This is a genomic window from Serratia sp. NFX21, assembly GCF_048517035.1.
In the GTDB taxonomy this organism is placed as follows: Bacteria; Pseudomonadota; Gammaproteobacteria; order Enterobacterales; family Enterobacteriaceae; genus Serratia; species Serratia quinivorans.
In genome coordinates this window covers 733,322-750,610 of sequence record NZ_CP183196.1, presented here as the reverse complement: position 1 = coordinate 750,610, position 17,289 = coordinate 733,322, and the positions used below count along the sequence as shown (strand labels likewise).

18 protein-coding genes are annotated in these 17,289 nt (G+C 56.0%); 3 read left to right on the top strand and 15 right to left on the bottom strand.

The window, feature by feature from the left end:
* Position 1: 1 nt before the first annotated feature.
* Positions 2–1,165 (top strand): acetyl-CoA C-acyltransferase FadA, encoded by a 1,164-nt coding sequence (fadA, locus tag ACNT1W_RS03495; RefSeq protein WP_012004729.1) that lies wholly within the window; start codon positions 2–4, stop codon positions 1,163–1,165.
* Positions 1,166–1,335: 170 nt separating this feature from the next.
* Here fadA and fre read toward each other — a convergent pair whose 3' ends face one another.
* The 3 genes from fre to pepE all read right to left on the bottom strand — a co-directional run bounded on the left by fre (position 1,336) and on the right by pepE (position 4,398).
* On the bottom strand, positions 1,336–2,037 hold the full coding sequence (fre, locus tag ACNT1W_RS03490) for an NAD(P)H-flavin reductase (protein WP_419246421.1): 702 nt from the start codon (positions 2,035–2,037) through the stop codon (positions 1,336–1,338).
* Positions 2,038–2,087: 50 nt separating this feature from the next.
* Complete coding sequence (gene ubiD / locus ACNT1W_RS03485) at positions 2,088–3,584, bottom strand: 4-hydroxy-3-polyprenylbenzoate decarboxylase (RefSeq protein ID WP_115184902.1); 1,497 nt, start codon at positions 3,582–3,584, stop codon at positions 2,088–2,090.
* Positions 3,585–3,672: 88 nt separating this feature from the next.
* Positions 3,673–4,398, bottom strand: coding sequence for a dipeptidase PepE (pepE, locus tag ACNT1W_RS03480; protein ID WP_012004726.1), 726 nt, complete (start codon positions 4,396–4,398; stop codon positions 3,673–3,675).
* 244 nt (positions 4,399–4,642) lie between these two features.
* On the opposite strand from pepE, the gene rfaH reads away from it, so the two are divergent.
* Positions 4,643–5,131: a transcription/translation regulatory transformer protein RfaH gene (rfaH, locus tag ACNT1W_RS03475; RefSeq protein WP_012004725.1), complete on the top strand. Its 489-nt coding sequence runs from the start codon at positions 4,643–4,645 to the stop codon at positions 5,129–5,131.
* Between the two features lie 46 nt (positions 5,132–5,177).
* On the opposite strand, the gene hemB is transcribed toward rfaH, so the two are convergent.
* From hemB to udp, 12 genes are all read right to left on the bottom strand, one after another.
* Positions 5,178–6,200, bottom strand: coding sequence for a porphobilinogen synthase (gene hemB, locus ACNT1W_RS03470; RefSeq protein WP_012004724.1), 1,023 nt, complete (start codon positions 6,198–6,200; stop codon positions 5,178–5,180).
* A 14-nt stretch (positions 6,201–6,214) separates the two neighbouring features.
* Positions 6,215–6,997 carry a 3'-5' ssDNA/RNA exonuclease TatD gene (tatD, locus tag ACNT1W_RS03465; protein WP_126501210.1) on the bottom strand — a complete coding sequence of 261 codons (783 nt, stop codon included), beginning with the start codon at positions 6,995–6,997 and terminating at the stop codon, positions 6,215–6,217.
* Between the two features lie 52 nt (positions 6,998–7,049).
* Complete coding sequence (tatC, locus tag ACNT1W_RS03460; protein WP_012004722.1) at positions 7,050–7,820, bottom strand: Sec-independent protein translocase subunit TatC; 771 nt, start codon at positions 7,818–7,820, stop codon at positions 7,050–7,052.
* A gap of 3 nt (positions 7,821–7,823) precedes the next feature.
* A complete protein-coding gene (gene tatB / locus ACNT1W_RS03455) occupies positions 7,824–8,390 on the bottom strand; it encodes a Sec-independent protein translocase protein TatB (RefSeq protein ID WP_115183420.1) in 567 nt (188 codons plus the stop codon).
* A gap of 3 nt (positions 8,391–8,393) precedes the next feature.
* Entirely contained in the window at positions 8,394–8,657 is a 264-nt protein-coding gene (tatA, locus tag ACNT1W_RS03450) for a Sec-independent protein translocase subunit TatA (RefSeq protein WP_006323098.1), read from the bottom strand.
* An 80-nt stretch (positions 8,658–8,737) separates the two neighbouring features.
* Positions 8,738–10,369: a ubiquinone biosynthesis regulatory protein kinase UbiB gene (gene ubiB, locus ACNT1W_RS03445; protein WP_017891313.1), complete on the bottom strand. Its 1,632-nt coding sequence runs from the start codon at positions 10,367–10,369 to the stop codon at positions 8,738–8,740.
* Positions 10,366–10,974, bottom strand: coding sequence for a ubiquinone biosynthesis protein UbiJ (ubiJ, locus tag ACNT1W_RS03440; RefSeq protein ID WP_017891312.1), 609 nt, complete (start codon positions 10,972–10,974; stop codon positions 10,366–10,368). The genes ubiB and ubiJ overlap by 4 nt, the downstream gene beginning before the upstream one ends.
* 13 nt (positions 10,975–10,987) lie before the next feature.
* On the bottom strand, positions 10,988–11,743 hold the full coding sequence (gene ubiE / locus ACNT1W_RS03435) for a bifunctional demethylmenaquinone methyltransferase/2-methoxy-6-polyprenyl-1,4-benzoquinol methylase UbiE (protein WP_012004718.1): 756 nt from the start codon (positions 11,741–11,743) through the stop codon (positions 10,988–10,990).
* A gap of 79 nt (positions 11,744–11,822) precedes the next feature.
* Entirely contained in the window at positions 11,823–13,370 is a 1,548-nt protein-coding gene (rmuC, locus tag ACNT1W_RS03430) for a DNA recombination protein RmuC (protein ID WP_261132873.1), read from the bottom strand.
* A 140-nt stretch (positions 13,371–13,510) separates the two neighbouring features.
* Positions 13,511–14,041, bottom strand: coding sequence for a DedA family protein (locus tag ACNT1W_RS03425; protein ID WP_012004716.1), 531 nt, complete (start codon positions 14,039–14,041; stop codon positions 13,511–13,513).
* A gap of 87 nt (positions 14,042–14,128) precedes the next feature.
* On the bottom strand, positions 14,129–14,911 hold the full coding sequence (locus tag ACNT1W_RS03420) for a tyrosine-protein phosphatase (RefSeq protein ID WP_115183422.1): 783 nt from the start codon (positions 14,909–14,911) through the stop codon (positions 14,129–14,131).
* A 170-nt stretch (positions 14,912–15,081) separates the two neighbouring features.
* On the bottom strand, positions 15,082–15,843 hold the full coding sequence (gene udp, locus ACNT1W_RS03415; RefSeq protein ID WP_012004714.1) for a uridine phosphorylase: 762 nt from the start codon (positions 15,841–15,843) through the stop codon (positions 15,082–15,084).
* A 506-nt stretch (positions 15,844–16,349) separates the two neighbouring features.
* Between udp and ACNT1W_RS03410 the strand changes: the two genes are divergently transcribed.
* Complete coding sequence (locus ACNT1W_RS03410; protein WP_017891309.1) at positions 16,350–17,186, top strand: dienelactone hydrolase family protein; 837 nt, start codon at positions 16,350–16,352, stop codon at positions 17,184–17,186.
* The last annotated feature ends 103 nt before the right edge of the window (positions 17,187–17,289 follow it).

Here is a 17,289-nt window from a genome sequence, read left to right as displayed (position 1 = left end):
GATGGAAAACGTAGTTATTGTTGATGCCGTACGCACGCCGATGGGCCGCTCCAAGGGCGGCGCCTTCCGCCAGGTACGTGCTGAAGATCTTTCCGCTCACCTGATGCGCGCCGTACTGAGCCGTAATCCGTCGCTGGATGCCGCCGAAATTGACGACATTTATTGGGGTTGCGTGCAGCAGACGCTGGAGCAGGGCTTTAACATTGCCCGTAACGCTTCGCTGCTGGCCGAGATCCCGCACAGTGTCCCGGCGGTCACCGTCAACCGGCTGTGCGGCTCCTCCATGCAGGCACTGCACGATGCCGCACGCGCCATTATGGTCGGCGATGCACACGTCAGCCTGATTGGTGGCGTAGAACATATGGGCCACGTACCGATGAATCACGGTGTGGATTTCCACCCGGGTCTGAGTCGCAGCGTGGCAAAAGCAGCCGGAATGATGGGGCTGACCGCCGAGATGCTGGCCAAGATGCACAATATCAGCCGCCAGATGCAGGATGAGTTCGCAGCACGCTCGCACCAACGCGCACATGCTGCCACCCTGGCCGGCTATTTCAAGAATGAAATCATCCCAACCACCGGCCACGACGCCGACGGTGTGCTGACCCGCTATGACTTCGACGAGGTCATCCGCCCGGAAACCACCGTTGCCAGCCTGGCAGCGCTGCGTCCGGCCTTCGATCCGGTCAACGGTACCGTGACCGCCGGGACTTCTTCGGCATTGTCCGACGGTGCCTCTGCCATGCTGTTGATGAGTGAATCACGCGCCAAAGCGCTTGGCCTGAAAGCCCGTGCCCGCATTCGTTCAATGGCCGTTGTCGGTTGTGACCCTTCCATCATGGGTTACGGCCCTGTGCCTGCCAGCAAGTTGGCGCTCAAACGTGCCGGCCTGAGCGTACAGGACATCGACCTGTTTGAACTGAATGAAGCCTTTGCCGCCCAGTCACTGCCGTGCATCAAGGATTTGGGACTGCTGGACAGCATCGACGACAAAATCAACCTGAACGGCGGCGCCATTGCTCTGGGCCACCCATTAGGCTGCTCGGGCTCACGTATCTCGACTACCCTGCTGAACAATATGGAACGCCGCGACGTACAGTTTGGTTTGGCGACCATGTGTATCGGTTTGGGTCAGGGGATTGCTACCGTTTTTGAACGCGTTTAGCTGTGTCTATTAGGGATGACTGCGTCAACACTTCAAACCGCAGCATTCCACCAAGTTTAGTTGCCGTACTTCCCGCCTGTCAGGGGCGGGTTTTTTTATGCCTGAATTCTACTGACGCCCCAATAAAAAGGGGCAGCCATTGGCCACCCCGTTTGCTACTGCTTCGCGCCTCAGATAAACGAGAAGGCGTCGCCAAACATATGCGCTTCCAGCGCGCCACGTTCGGCGCAGAAACGTTCGCGAGCGATTTTGGCCATCTCGAAGCGGCCGGCAATATAAATGTCGTGCTCTGCCAGCGTGCCGAAGTCCTGCAGCACCGCGCTGAGCACCGTGCCGCTGCGGCCGCGCCACTCATCTTCCGGCTGTTCAACCACCGGAATGACTTTCAGATTAGGATGCCGTAACGACAGCGCTTCCAGCTCGCTCAAGTCATACAGGTGCTTCAGTTCGCGTCCGCCCCAGTAGATGGAAATATCGCGTTCCGGCTGCTGCTCCAGCGCGGCCAACAGAATCGAGCGCGCGTAGGAGAAACCAGTACCGCCGGCGATCAACACCAGCGGACGGCTGCCTTCTTCACGTAGCCAGGCGTCACCGTGTGGGATATCAACGGTAATCGCCTGCTCTTTCAGAATGCGATCCATTACCGCCATGGCGTACAGATTCAGCTCCGAAGCGCCAATATGCAGCTCAATGTAATCCTGGTCTGACGGAATGGAGGCCAGTGAGAACGGACGCTTGTCGCGCTCATCCATCACCACCATCAGATACTGTCCAGCCTTGAAAGAAAACGGTGCCTCAGGCACCAAGCGTACCCGATAAACCGTATCGGTAATGGCCTCTACGGAGGTCACTTTACAGCTCAATATTGTCATGCGTTCCCTCTGTCGGGTCATCAATGCAAAACTGAGAACAAAGCCTGGCGCTAAAGCGTCGGTTCTCTGTCACTGAAAATTGCGAGCTCATCCCAGATTTCATCGACGCGCGCACGCACCTTTTCATCCATCTGAATCGGACGGCCCCATTCGCGCTGGGTTTCACCCGGCCATTTATTGGTGGCATCCAGCCCCATCTTCGATCCCAAACCGGAAACCGGTGAGGCGAAGTCCAAATAATCGATCGGCGTATTCTCCACCAAAACGGTATCCCTTGCCGGATCCATTCGGGTGGTGATCGCCCAAATCACATCATTCCAGTCGCGTGCGTTGACGTCATCATCGCAGACGATCACAAACTTGGTGTACATAAACTGACGCAGGAATGACCAGACCCCCATCATTACGCGCTTGGCATGACCGGCATACTGTTTCTTGATAGTCACCACTGCCAGGCGATATGAGCAACCCTCAGGCGGCAGATAGAAATCGACAATTTCCGGGAACTGCTTTTGCAGGATAGGAACGAAGACTTCATTGAGCGCCACGCCCAACACCGCCGGCTCATCCGGCGGACGGCCGGTATAGGTCGAGTGATAAATGGCGTCACGACGCTGGGTGATGTGGGTGATGGTGAATACCGGGAAGTGGTCAATTTCGTTGTAGTAACCGGTGTGATCGCCATACGGGCCTTCAGGCGCCATTTCTCCCGGTTCGATATAGCCTTCCAACACGATTTCCGCGCTGGCGGGCACTTCCAGGTCGCAGGAAATGCACTTGACCACTTCGGTTTTGTTGCCGCGCAGCAGCCCGGCAAAGGCATATTCAGACAGGGTATCCGGCACTGGCGTGACCGCGCCGAGAATGGTGGCGGGATCTGCGCCCAGCGCAACCGCAACCGGGAAACGCTCACCGGGATGCGCCTGGCACCATTCCTGGTAATCCAGCGCGCCGCCGCGGTGCGACAGCCAACGCATGATGACTTTATTCTTGCTCAGCACCTGTTGGCGATAAATACCCAGGTTCTGCCGCTCTTTTTGCGGCCCGCGGGTCACGGTCAGGCCCCAGGTGATCAAGGGTGCGGCGTCTTCCGGCCAGCAGTGCATCACCGGGATACGGCTGAGATCGACGTCATCCCCCTGCCATACCTGCTCCTGACAAGGCGCTGAACCCAACACCTTGGTCGGCATGTTCAGCACTTGCTTGAACTTCGGCAGTTTATCGAACAGATCGCGAAAGCCCTTTGGCGGCTCCGGCTCTTTAAGGAACGCCAGCAACTTGCCGACCTCGCGCAACGAGCTGACGTCTTCCTGGCCCATCCCCATCGCTACGCGACCAGGAGTACCGAACAGATTGCACAGCACCGGCATGTCGTACCCTTTCGGGTTTTCGAACAGCAACGCCGGGCCGCCCGCACGTAAAGTACGATCGGCAATTTCTGTCATTTCCAGATAGGGATCAATCGGCTGGCTGATGCGTTTTAGTTCCCCTCTCTTTTCCAGCAACGAGAGGAAATCGCGTAAGTCACGGTATTTCATGCTGATCATTATAACGGCCAGTGAGAAGGGCATTATAAGCCCTCTTCACGGTTGTTGCTGCACTTTTGTTAAACACCGGTAAAGACCTTACCGGCACTCAGTGGCACGTGAACGGCACCAGCGGGCGTAATGCCTGCGTATCCTGATACTCTTGGGTCTCTACGCCGTGGCGGAACACCTTGAAGCCTTGGTCTCTGGCACTGAAATAACGCAAGTCATTGCCCTCAACGTGCAACAGACTGCCCTCGCGCAGCGCCACTACAGATTCGCTCGGATTGACTGCACAGAATTCCGCCAGGCGCTCATCACGGGTTTCGCCCATGTGGCCACTGATATGGGCGTCAATGTAATGCGGGTTAATCTGCACCGGGAACAGGCTCAACGCCGGCAACACTACGCTGTTGCGTACCGGCATATCATTGGTGGTACGGATACTTGGCGTAGCCACGTTACAACCGGCGCTCCAGCCAACATAGGGGACGCTACGTTCACGAACAGCCCGCTGGATCGGAACAATCAGGCCCTTCTCATGCAGCATTTGGTTCAGCATCCAGGTATTGCCGCCGCTGACCAGGATACATTCCGCCTGTTCAATCGCCGCAGCTGGGGACTCGGCATGGTGAATGCTGGTGACCTTGATGCCCAGAGTTTGCGCCAGCTCCTGCGCGCGCTGATCGTAATCACTACGGATCATGGCATAGGGGATAAAGACGGCGGATGTGATGCCACGGCGGGCGATCATCGCCAACAGATGGCTCTTGGCATAGCCCAGCAGTTCACTCTCACCGGACAGTTTGCCGTTGCTCAACAGAAATAACTCCATTTCTCCCCCTCAATCAAAAACGATGAATACCGTCACATCAGGCGACAGCGCCCCAAGGCATACTGCGACGGTAGCAAATTTTTAGCCCTCTGTTATACCCAAGCCGTGCGGATAAGTGTGTGACCCCTCGCTAATTGCCAAAGATTCATGCAGATAGCGGCTGTTACATGCTGAAACTTGCATCACTATGTATCCGTAATGGCTTTTGATATGCTTACCGGCTGACAGAAAGGCATGTGAAATTATGGAATCCTGGTATCTATTGTATTGCAAACGCGGCCAGCTCTTACGGGCGCAGGAACATCTCGAGCGGCAGGAAGTGAACTGCCTTAGCCCGATCATTACGCTGGAAAAGATCGTTCGCGGCAAACGCATCGCGGTCAGCGAGCCTCTGTTCCCCAACTATTTGTTTGTGGAATTCGATCCGGAGCGTATCCATACCACCACCATCAGTGCAACACGTGGTGTCAGCCACTTCGTGCGCTTTGGTTCGACGCCGACCACTATCCCGCAGAAGGTAATCGAAGAGTTGCAGACACACACCTGCGAAACCTATGTCGACCCGGAAACGCCGCAACCCGGCGATAGTGTGTTGATCGTCGATGGGGTGTTCGAAGGGCTGCAGGCGATTTACACCGAGCCGGACGGCGAAGCGCGCTCAATGCTGTTGCTCAACCTGATCAACAAACAGGTCAGCCAAAGCGTGGACAACCGACAGTTCCAAAAACTGTAATGTAAAAAAGGCGCCCAAGGCGCCTTTATCATTGGATACTCGCGCCTTAGCGCTGCATCGCGTCGTCATGCATCCACTGAGCTACCCGCTTGGCGAAGTAGGTCAGCACACCATCGGCACCGGCACGCTTGAAGCACATCAACGACTCCATCACCGCCGGTTGTTCCTGCAACCAACCGTTTTGAATCGCCGCCATGTGCATCGCATATTCGCCGGACACCTGATAGGCGAAAGTCGGCACACCAAAGGTGTCTTTCACCCGGCGTACCACGTCCAGATACGGCATGCCCGGCTTCACCATTACCATATCTGCGCCTTCCTGCAGATCCTGCGCAATTTCCTGCAGCGCTTCGTCGCTGTTGGCAGGGTCCATCTGGTAGGTTTTCTTGTTGCCACCTTTCAGATTGCCGCTGGAACCAAGCGCATCACGGAACGGGCCATAGTAGCAAGACGCATATTTGGCAGAGTAAGCCATGATCTGAGTGTTAATCAGGCCCTGATGCTCCAGTTGATCGCGGATCGCACCAATACGGCCATCCATCATGTCGCTTGGCGCCACGATTTCCGCACCGGCTTCAGCATGGGACAGTGCCTGACGCACCAAAATCTCTTTGGTGATGTCGTTAATAACATAACCTTGCTCGTCAATGATGCCGTCCTGACCGTGGGTGGTGTAAGGATCGAGCGCCACATCAGTCAAAATCCCCAGCTCTGGCACCGCGTCTTTCAACGCACGTACCGTACGCTGCACCAGACCGTCCGGGTTATAAGCTTCTTCTGCGTGCAGTGACTTCAGGCCAGGCTCAATCACCGGGAACAGGGAGATCACCGGCACGCCCAGCTTGGCGATGGCTTCCGCTTCTTTAACCAGCAGGTCGATGCTCATGCGCGATACGCCAGGCATGGATGCCACGGCTTCCTGACGGTTACTACCTTCCATGACAAATACCGGGTAGATCAGGTCGTTAACCGTCAGTTGGTTCTCCGCCACCAGGCGACGACTGAAATCATGACGGCGCACGCGGCGCATACGGCGACCTGGGAAGGTGCCCGGAAATGCATAGCTCATAGTTTTCTCCTAACTCATTCCAGCCGGAATAGCCGGCGGGCGTTCTCATCGATTTTTTGCCCCAGCCATTCGGGATCTTCTTGTCGCCAGGCGGCCACCTGCCGGACGATATGAGGCAAAAAACAGGGTTCGTTGCGGCGAGATGTGGGTTTCGGAAGTAAATCCCGGGGCAACAGATAGGGGGCGTCGGTCTCCAGCAACAGACGGTCCGCCGGGATCTGCGGCAGCAACGCGCGCAGTTCCAGGCCACGCCGCTCATCGCAGACCCAACCGGTAATACCCACCGACAGGCCTAACGACAGGCAGCTTTCCAATTCTTCGGCGGTGCCGGTAAAACAGTGCACCACGGCCGCGGGCAGTTTATCCAACCACGGCGCCAGCAGCGCTGCAAAACGTGCGTGTGCATCACGACAATGAAGAAAAACCGGCATCGACAACTCTGCCGCCAGCGCCAGTTGTGCGCTGAATGCCGCCTCCTGCTGCTCTGGAGTAGAGAAGTTGCGGTTGAAATCCAGCCCACACTCACCAATAGCTGCAACCTGTGGCCGGGCGGCTAACTCGCAGATTTGTTCTGAGACTCGCTCGTCCCAACTGCTGGCATGGTGAGGATGCACGCCGGCGGTGGACCAGCAAAAACCCGCATGCTGTTGCGCCAGTTCACTGGCAGCCAGGCTTTCCTGCAAATCGGTACCGGTAATCAGCAGCCCTGTTACTCCTGCAGCACGGGCGCGCTCCACCACCGCCGGGCGGTCTTTGGCAAATTGTGAGCTGGTGAGGTTTACGCCGATATCAAACATGATGTTCCCAAAGTAAAAGCCGCCCATCGGGCGGCTTAGAAACAAACAGAAATTAAGGTGCCGGGGGTTCGTCACCCTCGTCTTCTTCTTCTGGCTGCGGACGACGCTTACCGGTGTAGAAGCGGGCAAAGAACACGCCCACTTCAAACAGCAGATACATCGGGATCGCCAGCAGGGTCTGCGAGAACACATCCGGCGGGGTCAACAGCATACCGACCACGAAAGCGCCGACCAGAACATAAGGTCGTTTCTTTTTCAGATCTTCCGGTGAAGTGACGCCACTCCAGCACAGCAGAATAATGGCAACCGGTACCTCAAACGCCACGCCAAACGCCATAAACAGCGCCATGACGAAATCGAGATAGTTATTGATGTCGGTCGCTATCATTACCCCGGCCGGTGCGGTCTTGGCAAAAAAACCGAACGCCAGCGGGAAAACGATAAAGTAGGCAAACGCCATGCCGAGATAAAACAGCAGGCTGCTGGAGACCAGTAAAGGCATCATCAGGCGACGTTCATGTTTGTACAACGCCGGTGCGATGAAGGACCACACCTGATACAGGATCACCGGAGCAGACACAAACACCGAGACGATCATGGTCAATTTGATCGGGGTAAAGAACGGTGAAGCCACGTCGGTGGCGATCATGCTCGCCCCGGCGGGCAACTGCTTGATCAGCGGTGCTGACACCAGTTGGTAAATATCATTGGCGAAAAAAACCAGCACCAGGAAGATCGCCAGTATGCTGATAATCGAGTTTAACAACCGCTTACGCAGTTCTATCAGGTGACTGATAAGGGGTTGGGTATCTTCAACAGCCATGTTTTAACGATCGCCACTAGGTTGGTGAGACGCTGGGGTTTTATCCGCAACAGGTTCTGGGGTTGCCTGAACGCCCGAAACGACCGGTTGTTTAACCGGCTCGACCACGGGTTGTGCAACCGGCGGCGTTACCGAAACCACCGGCTCCGGCACGACAGCCGGGGACGATGCCACGGCCGCAGCCTCTGCCGGCGTCACGCCGTCATGAATGGCTTCAGGATCGGTGACCAGAGGGTTATGGATGGTGTGAGCAGGTTCGGTTTTGTTGTCACTGTCACCCAGATAAGAACGTTTCAGCGATTCCGCCGCGTCTTTCAGCTCATCCATCGACGCCTTCAGCTCCGGCGACAAATTCTGCATGCCCGCCTTCTCTACCTTTTTCAGGCTGTCCTGCAGTTCCTGCAGCTTCAGTTCCTGAGAAAGTTCGTTCTGCACCGAAGCCGCAAGCGAACGCAGCGCGCGGATCCAGCCCGAAACTGTTCTTACCGCTACCGGCAACCGTTCCGGCCCGAGTACCACCAGGCCGATAACCAGAACCAGCAGCAGTTCACTAAACCCAATGTCAAACACGGTTTATACCTGCTCTTTGTTCTTCGACTCTTCCGTTTTCACTTCCGGCTGCTTATCGGTAATAGGCTTGGCCGTGAAGTCAGCGTCATCCAGGCTGCTTTTTTCAGCCGTGTTGGTCGGCGGCGTGTTGTCATCGCCGATCGCCTTTTTGAAACCTTTGATTGATGCACCGAGATCAGAGCCCAGCGTACGGAGCTTTTTGGTACCGAACAGCAGCACCACGATCACTGCGATGATCAACAATTGCGTAATACTAATACCGCCCATTGCAATTACCTCTATTTTTACAGGGTTTTTTCAAAATCCGTCGCATTATACGGCAGATTTTACCAGAGTTTCGAATCAATTCAGGTGGTTCGCTTCCAGCCAATCACCCAGGATACGATACCGGCCGCTATCAGCCACGCAGGGAACACTTCAACATCCCCCAACAGCAAAATCGTACCGCTTACTAACAGTGTAGCGCCAACGCCGAACAAATAACGCGATTGTCCCTGGCGAACGCGCTGGGCCTGCATCTGATTGGTCAGCTTATCAACGCTTTGTTGCAACAGTTTATGCTGCTGCAGGCTATCGTAAAATAATTCAGGCAGTTCGGGCAGTTTCTCGGCCCAAAACGGCGCTTTTTCTTTCAGTGCGCGGATCACTGCCGGTATACCGACCTGATCGCGCATCCAACTTTCCAGGAACGGCTTTGCAGTGGTCCACAAATCCAGCTGTGGATAGAGCTGCCGGCCCAGACCTTCAACATACAGCAAGGTCTTCTGCAATAACACCAGTTGGGGCTGCACTTCCATATTGAAACGGCGTGCGGTATTGAACAGGTTCAACAGCACGTTGCCGAACGAAATTTCCGACAGTGGCTTTTCGAAGATGGGTTCACACACCGTGCGAATAGCGAATTCGAAATCTTCCACGTTGGTGTCGCGCGGCACCCAGCCAGAATCAACGTGCAGTTCTGCAACCTTGCGATAGTCACGATTGAAGAAGGCAATAAAGTTTTCCGCCAGATAGCGTTTATCGTCTTTGTTCAACGAGCCGACAATACCGCAGTCAATGCCGATATAGCAGGGATCTTCAGGATGCTCATAGCTGACAAAAATATTACCGGGATGCATGTCCGCATGGAAGAAGCTGTCGCGGAACACCTGGGTAAAGAACACCTGAACCCCGCGTTCGGCCAACAGTTTCATGTTGGTGCCCTGCTTTTCCAGCGTTGGAATATCCGAAACCGGAATTCCGTAGATGCGCTCCATGACCAACACGCTTTCGCGGCAGTAATCGGAGTAAACCTCCGGCACATACAGCATCGGGCTACCGTCGAAATTGCGGCGCAGCTGGATGGCGTTGGCCGCTTCACGCAGCAGGTTCAACTCGTCCAGCAAGGTCTTTTCATATTCGCGCACCACTTCACGCGGACGCAGACGGCGACCATCCGGCATCAGCTTTGGCACCCAGGCCGCCAAACGATACATCAGGCGGACGTCAGCCTTGATGATCGGCCGAATATCGGGCCGAATCACCTTCAGAACCACTTCCTGCCCGGTCGTTTTTAGCCGTGCGGTATGCACCTGAGCTATCGATGCCGAAGCCAGCGCCTGCTGGTCAAAATCATCAAACCAGGTTTCCAGCGGGCCGCCCATCGCCAACTCAATATGCTTGCGCGCCAGTGCACCATCGAAGGGGGCAACCCGGTCCTGCAACAGAGTCAGTTGATCGGCGATTTGTGGTGGGAACAGGTCGCGGCGTGTTGACATCATCTGGCCAAACTTGATCCATACCGGCCCCAGTTCCTGCAAGGCCAAACGCAGACGTTCACCCAGCGGTTTGTCTGCATGGCGGTTTGGCATCCAGAACAGCAGACGGCGCCCCACGCGCAGCGGCAACGTCAAGCGCATCTGGGGGATCAGTTCATCCAGGCCATAGCTGAGAAAAACGCGGACGATCAAATACAGGCGGCGTAGTTCGCCAGGGGTCATCGTTTACCCTCCAACTTGTCCATGCGAGCAATCAGCGCTTCGAGGTTGCGAACGGTGGCATCAACTTCCTCGTTGAACCACACAACTTCCAGTGGGCCTGGCGCCACGCGCCACTCTTCCGTCAGCGTTTCCGCTACATAATGCTGTTGACGCTGAAAGCCTGTCTTCAGCAGATTCGCGCCCTTACCGAGCGCCTGCGTGATACCCTGCGCGGCAATATCGCCGATGTAGGGGGCCAACCATTCAGCCGGATCCCACTCTGCCAGATCGAGCAGCCCAACCAGTTGTTGAACCACCTGAATATCACCTTCGACAATCAGTTCACCGCTGCGCATCAATGGCGAAAGTTGCTGGCGATCCCGCAGCTTCAGCAACACCGAGATGCGGCTGCGCACCGTGCAGTCGGCGGTATCTTCAGACTGACCAAGCACATCGACACGCTGCTCACTGAACAGCAACACCAACGGTGAGGAAAGCTCCTGCAATTCAATACGCAGAACCTTACCCGCCAGGCGCAAACGGGCGGCTTTCATGCTGCGATCGCGGAACAGCAGGCTGTTGAGCGATGTTTCCAGCACGCCGGTCAACAACGGGGTTAACAGCATCGGCATGTCCATATCAGAACTTGAAGCCGCGATGCAGGGCCACAATGCCGCCGGTCAGGTTAAAATAGGTCACGTTGTCAAAGCCGGCAGCCCCCATCATACCTTTCAGGGTTTCCTGATCGGGATGCATGCGGATCGACTCAGCCAGATAACGGTAACTTTCCGGATCCTTCACCACCAGCTCCCCGATTTTCGGCAGCACGTGGAACGAGTAGGCGTCATAGGCTTTACTTAACGGCGCCAGCAGCGGCTTGGAGAACTCCAGCACCAGCAAACGGCCGCCCGGCTTAAGCACGCGGAACATGGAACGCAGCGCCTTGTCTTTGTCGGTCACGTTGCGCAGGCCGAAGGAAATGGTAATGCAGTCAAAATAGTTATCCGGGAACGGCAGCGCTTCGGCATTGGCCTGCACATAGTTGACGTTACCGATAATGCCGCGGTCGCGCAGCTTCTCGCGCCCCATCTTCAGCATGGAATCGTTAATGTCCGCCAGTACCACCTGCCCCTGCTCACCGACCATGCGGGAGAACTTGGCGGCCAGGTCACCGGTACCACCGGCCAGATCCAACACCCGCTGCCCACGGCGAACGCCGCTGCAGTCAATGGTAAAACGCTTCCAGATACGGTGGATACCAAACGACATCAGGTCGTTCATCACGTCATACTTTGCAGCTACCGAATGAAAAACATCTGCCACCATGGCCTGCTTCTCGTCTCTAGCTACGGTGCGAAAACCGAAGTCGGTGGTTTCCTGCGGTTGATCTGCCATTGTCCTGCCTGCTATTCAGTCAATTTAGTGTGGATGAGTGTACCAGAACCCTACGCAATACCCCACCTCGCAGCCGCTGTCATGCCTGCGATGCGGAGCGGGGTTCCTCTGCGGAGTCGTCGTCTTCCGCCCCGGGCAACGCGTCAACTTCATCAAAGCCCGTCGCCTCGCATTCTTCATCATGCTGCGCACTGGCCTGCTGAGCCAGCAGCGGGTTAATCGGCCTTTTCACCTCAACCCCCAAAGCGCGGAACCCCTCGGTCTGGCCGATAAGATTACCACGGCCTTCGCTCAGTTTATTCATCGCCTGGCGATAACTCCCCTGGGCCTTGTCCAGGCTCTGCCCCAGCGCCGACATATCGTCAACAAACAGCCGCATTTTGTCATACAACCGCGCCGCTCTGTCGGCAATGCGTTGGGCATTCTGGCTCTGATGCTCATAGCGCCAAAGATTGGTGATGGTGCGCAACGCCACCAGCAAGGTAGTCGGGCTGACCAGCATGATGTTGTGTTTGAGCGCTTCGCTGATCAGCTCCGGCTCACGGTCGATGGCCAGCAGGAAAGCCGGCTCGACCGGAATAAACATCAGTACGTAGTCCAGCGAACGCAGGCCGGGCAACTGCTGGTAATCCTTGCGTCCCAACAGGCGGATATGGCCACGCAGCGAGCCAATATGCTCACTCAGCGCCGCCTCGCGTTCCACTTCATCTTCACTGTTGAAGTAACGTTCGTAGGCCACCAGCGACATTTTCGCATCGATGACCACGTCCTTACCCTGCGGTAAACGAACGATAACGTCGGGCTGCATACGGCTCTGATGATCCAGCCGCACATTGACCTGGGTTTCGTATTCGTGTCCTTCGCGCAGGCCGGAGGCTTCCAGTACCCGACTTAACACCACCTCACCCCAGTTACCCTGAGTTTTGTTATCCCCTTTCAGGGCCTTGGTGAGGTTAATCGCCTCGCGTGCCATTTGTGCATTGAGCTGCTGCAGGTTACGTATTTCGTGGGTCAGCGTATGGCGTTCACGCGCTTCCTGGCCAAAACTATCCTGTACCTGGCGGCGGAAACCATCGAGTTGCTCACGCAGCGGCAGTAACAGGCGGTCCAGGCTTTGCTTATTCTGCTCGTCAACCTTGCGCCCGCTGTGTTCAAAAATGCGGTTAGCCAAATTTTCAAATTGGGTGGTGAGGCGCTGCTCGCTGTTAATCAGCAGACGCTGTTTCTCTTCTGCCGCCATACGGGTCTCTTCCAGGCGGATAGTCACCTCACGCAGCTCGGCCTCCTGAGCGCTGTTAACCTCACGCTGGGCGCGCAGTTCCTGATTCAGCAACTCGCATTCGTTGCGCCAGTGATTGAGCTGTTGAAGTTTTTCGTGCCCGGCAGCCAGCTGGCTGTGCAAATTGCGCAGTTCCAGATCGGTCTGTCGCATTTGTTGTTCATTACGCTGCAGCGTTTCTTGCCGGGCTGCTGTTTCCTGCTGCGCCTGCTGTAGCGATTGTTCCAACAGCCGTTGCTCGGTTTCATGCTGTGCCTGCGTCTGCTGCACACGCAAACTGGCAATTAGCCACCCCAACAGCAGGCCAATTGCCACCCCGCCCATACCGTAAACCAAACTGGTATCCACCCTGCCTCCTGTTACACCTGACCGTTCCGGCGTTTTATGCGCCTGTTGCCCGTCACGTTAAGGGGATGCTGTATGGATGTCCAGTCTGTTTTTGCCCCAACGGCGCAAAATTGCGAAACGCTACGCAAGTCAGACCAGAACTAGCCAAACCACTGGCTTAACCACTTGATGCCAAACGCCCCCGGCGCGAGAATGCCAAACGCCCAGATCATCGCCGACGTGATATTCGCCACCTGGAAATAACGCTGGGGCATACCGCAAATGCCACCAACCAAAGGCACCACGGCACGCAACGGGCCGAAGAAGCGACCAATGAAAATGCCCAGTACTCCCCAGCGTTCAAAAAACGCATGGCCACGCGTGAGTAGCTGTGGATTGCGGGAAAGGGGCCACATATGCGCCACCCGGTCTTGATAGTGATAGCCAATCCAGTAAGAGAGCCAGTCGCCGAAAAAGGCCCCGGCAGCGGCGGCGGCCCAGATAGGCCAGAATGCAATGCCGCTTTCGCCTATCAAGGCTCCCAGCGCCAGCAGAATCACCGTGGCCGGCAACAGCAGCGACAGGAACGCCAGCGATTCGCCGAACGCCAGGAAGAAGATAATCGGGATGGCCCAGGCTTCATGCTGCCGCACGGTGTCGCTGACCCAGTGGATAATGTCATTGAGGCTCAATATGGGCTCCTGATGCGGGATTTATGGCCCCAAGGATACGCAATGCCGGCCGGGGCCGATTAAACCCCGGCTAAACACCCGTGCAGTTTACTCGAGGTAGAACGCCTGCAGTGCTTCACGCTGGTTTTGGCCCAGTCCGTACTCGGCCTCCAGCCAGCGATCGGTTGAACCATATTGGTCACGGATGCAGTTCAGGGCGGTCATCAGGAATTCTTCACGGGCGCTGAGCACATAGGCAAATTGCCCCAGTGCCGAAGCGTTAAGGCGAATCGACAGTTGATCCAGCATCTGTTCGCGGAAGGTCGCCAGCGTGGTTTCGGTCAGCAGGTAATCTTCCACTACCGTCGCTTCATCTGCCCCCAGCGCAAACAACACCAGCGCCGAACCGACCCCGGTACGATCCTTGCCTACCGCGCAGTGCTGGACGATGGCACCGTTATCGACATTGCTCAGCAATTGGGCCAACTGCTTATACGCCGCATTACCGAAAGGCAGTCGACGGTAAAGTTCCAGCATAAAGGCCTGTGCGTCGAAACCGGCCAGCGTTTCGCTGGTCAGTTTTTCCAGGTTGGCATTCACCTCATTGCTCAACGGATTGGCCGGGAAATGATGATAATCGGCGCCGTTCCACAGGACATCAGGCTTGGCCTGAACTTCATCGGCGTCACGGTAATCCAGCACCGAACGCACCGGCACACCGGCCAGGAAGGTGCAGTCGTCTTCGGTCAGACGCTCCAGCGAGCCTGAGCGGAACAGCAGACCACGCTTGATACGGCGGCCATCGGCGACGCTATTGCCGCCAAGATCGCGAAAGTTAATGCCGCCATCAAGCGGCGCCAATGAAGGATGAAGCAGGATCTGGGCAGTCATAGACGTCCTCGTGGTTATTGTCTGAAAAACGCAACCTGAGAGCAGCGGAAAAACCGGGCTCAACGGGTAAAGAGGCGGCCAGAAAGATGGCGCTGATGAGGTTAACCGTAACAGATTACGGCCGAATGGAGAAACGGGCCGCGTCGGCGACCCGTTGAACTGCGAGGTAATTACAGCAGGCGGCGCGCCGCATCAACCACGATCTGCACCGCTTTGCTTTCGGTGTTTTTCATGGTTTCTGCGTTCGGGATTTCCTGCTGGGTGCGGTTAACAATCACACCGGCAACCATACCGGCACGCAGGCCCTGGCTGGCACACATGGTCAGCAAGGTAGCGGATTCCATTTCATAGTTCATCACGCCCATCGACTGCCATTCTTCCATCGAGCCTTTGAAGCGGCTGACGACGCGGCCGGAGAAGGTATCGTAACGTTCCTGGCCAGGGTAGAAGGTATCAGAAGACGCGGTCACGCCAATGTGCGTGGTGGCGCCGGCAGCCTTGGCGGCTTCGACCAGTGCCGTGGTACAGGCAAAGTCGGCCACGGCCGGGAACTCCATCGGTGCGAAGTGCAGGCTGGCACCGTCGAGACGAACCGCGGCGGTGGTGACCAGAACATCGCCGACATTGATGTTCGACTGGATCGCACCGGTGGTGCCGATACGCAGGAAGGTACGGATACCCAATTGCGCCAGTTCTTCAACGGCGATAGAGGTAGACGGGCCACCAATGCCGGTAGAGCAGACGATCACCGCCTTGCCGTCCAGCTCTGCGCGCCAGGAGGTAAATTCACGATGGGAAGCCAGATGCACCGGATTTTCCATCAGCTTGGCAATTTTCTCTACGCGCTGTGGATCGCCAGGAACGATGGCAAGCTGGGCCCCTTGTAAATCTTTTTTAGTGAGGCCGAGATGAAAAACGTCAGATTGGGACATGCGAGACTCCTCATGGATCATGTTTATTGGGAGGAACAAAAAAGTACTCTACTGAAAATTGCCATTCAATTTCGTGACAACCATCACTATGAATAAAGAAACAGAATGCAATCTACATAACTTTTGTGACTAAAGTCACAAAAACACACCAGAAGCTGGAATGGTTGTCTCAGATGCCCCAAGTCTAGTCGACAAAATGCAGCGCCGTTTTTCACCCTGTCTCCTGAGCGCAGAGCTGATTTCCTGATGAAACTATTGACACCGCCACAGAAAATAACCTTATTTTATCGGTGACTTAGCCACAATAAAGGGAGCTAACGCACCTTATGGTATTAATGCAGGTCAACATGCGTAATAGCATGATAAAAAGGCAACAAAAACGCGCTAAAGCCAGATAATTATTCGTTTTTTACAGACTTGGCCGAAAATGCTCCACCCGGTGCCAATAACGGGTAATCTTTCCTATAGTTAATCTCAGCGCTTTTCTCGATTGCACGGAGACCGCAATGAAAACCGATCAAGTGATGACATTAAAACAGGCCCAGGGGGGATTCACCCCGGCCGTTACACCCTTGGCTGCTTCAACCATTATCACCGACGAACAAGGCATTCATGCCGGGGAAACCACCATTCCTTCACAGGGTGACAATCTGCCGGCCTATATCGCCAAACCTGCCGATAGCAGCGGCCCCTTCCCGGTGGTGCTGGTGGTACAAGAGATTTTTGGCGTGCATGAGCACATTCAGGACGTGTGTCGTCGCCTGGCCAAACAGGGCTATCTGGCGATAGCACCGGAACTGTATTTCCGTCAGGGGGATGCCCGGGATTACACCGACATCGGCGAACTGTTCCAAAAGCTGGTGACCAAAGTGCCGGATCGTCAGGTGCTGGCGGATCTGGATCATGCCGCTCATTGGGCCACGCGCCACGGTGGCGATGCCGGCAAGCTGGCGATTACCGGTTTCTGCTGGGGCGGGCGTATTAGCTGGCTGTATGCGGCACATAATCCGCAGTTGAAAGCGGCCGTCGCCTGGTACGGCAAACTGGTGGGCGAAAAAACGCTGAACTCGCCAAAACATCCGATCGATGTCGCTACCCAACTCTCTGCGCCGGTGCTGGGATTATATGGCGGGCAAGACACAGGTATCACGCTGGATACGGTGGAAAGCATGCGTCAGGCGCTGCGTGCGGCCAACGCCGATGCCGAGATCGTGGTCTATCCTGACGTCGGCCATGCCTTCAATGCCGACTACCGGCCAAGCTATGATGCCGAAGCGGCCGCCGACGGTTGGCAACGCATGCTGGCATGGTTCACCCAACATGGCGTTCCGGGCGTTAAGTAAACCTCACCTCACGGCTGCCTGACCAGACAGCCGCTTGCGACATAAAAAAGGGCGCCGAAGCGCCCAGATTGCCAGATCAAAACATCATTGCACCACGGCGACA

Coding starts and splice junctions, on each gene's coding strand:
- ACNT1W_RS03420 (WP_115183422.1), bottom strand. CDS start 14,911: ATGACTGCCCAGATCCTGCTTCATCCTTCATTGGCGCCGCTTGATGGC.
- udp (WP_012004714.1), bottom strand. CDS start 15,843: ATGTCCCAATCTGACGTTTTTCATCTCGGCCTCACTAAAAAAGATTTA.
- fadA (WP_012004729.1), top strand. CDS start 2: ATGGAAAACGTAGTTATTGTTGATGCCGTACGCACGCCGATGGGCCGC.
- pepE (WP_012004726.1), bottom strand. CDS start 4,398: ATGGAGTTATTTCTGTTGAGCAACGGCAAACTGTCCGGTGAGAGTGAA.
- tatC (WP_012004722.1), bottom strand. CDS start 7,820: ATGGCTGTTGAAGATACCCAACCCCTTATCAGTCACCTGATAGAACTG.
- ubiB (WP_017891313.1), bottom strand. CDS start 10,369: ATGACCCCTGGCGAACTACGCCGCCTGTATTTGATCGTCCGCGTTTTT.
- ACNT1W_RS03410 (WP_017891309.1), top strand. CDS start 16,350: ATGAAAACCGATCAAGTGATGACATTAAAACAGGCCCAGGGGGGATTC.
- ubiD (WP_115184902.1), bottom strand. CDS start 3,584: ATGATCAGCATGAAATACCGTGACTTACGCGATTTCCTCTCGTTGCTG.
- tatA (WP_006323098.1), bottom strand. CDS start 8,657: ATGGGCGGTATTAGTATTACGCAATTGTTGATCATCGCAGTGATCGTG.
- rfaH (WP_012004725.1), top strand. CDS start 4,643: ATGGAATCCTGGTATCTATTGTATTGCAAACGCGGCCAGCTCTTACGG.
- ubiE (WP_012004718.1), bottom strand. CDS start 11,743: ATGGCAGATCAACCGCAGGAAACCACCGACTTCGGTTTTCGCACCGTA.
- hemB (WP_012004724.1), bottom strand. CDS start 6,200: ATGAGCTATGCATTTCCGGGCACCTTCCCAGGTCGCCGTATGCGCCGC.
- fre (WP_419246421.1), bottom strand. CDS start 2,037: ATGACAATATTGAGCTGTAAAGTGACCTCCGTAGAGGCCATTACCGAT.
- ubiJ (WP_017891312.1), bottom strand. CDS start 10,974: ATGCTGTTAACCCCGTTGTTGACCGGCGTGCTGGAAACATCGCTCAAC.
- tatD (WP_126501210.1), bottom strand. CDS start 6,997: ATGTTTGATATCGGCGTAAACCTCACCAGCTCACAATTTGCCAAAGAC.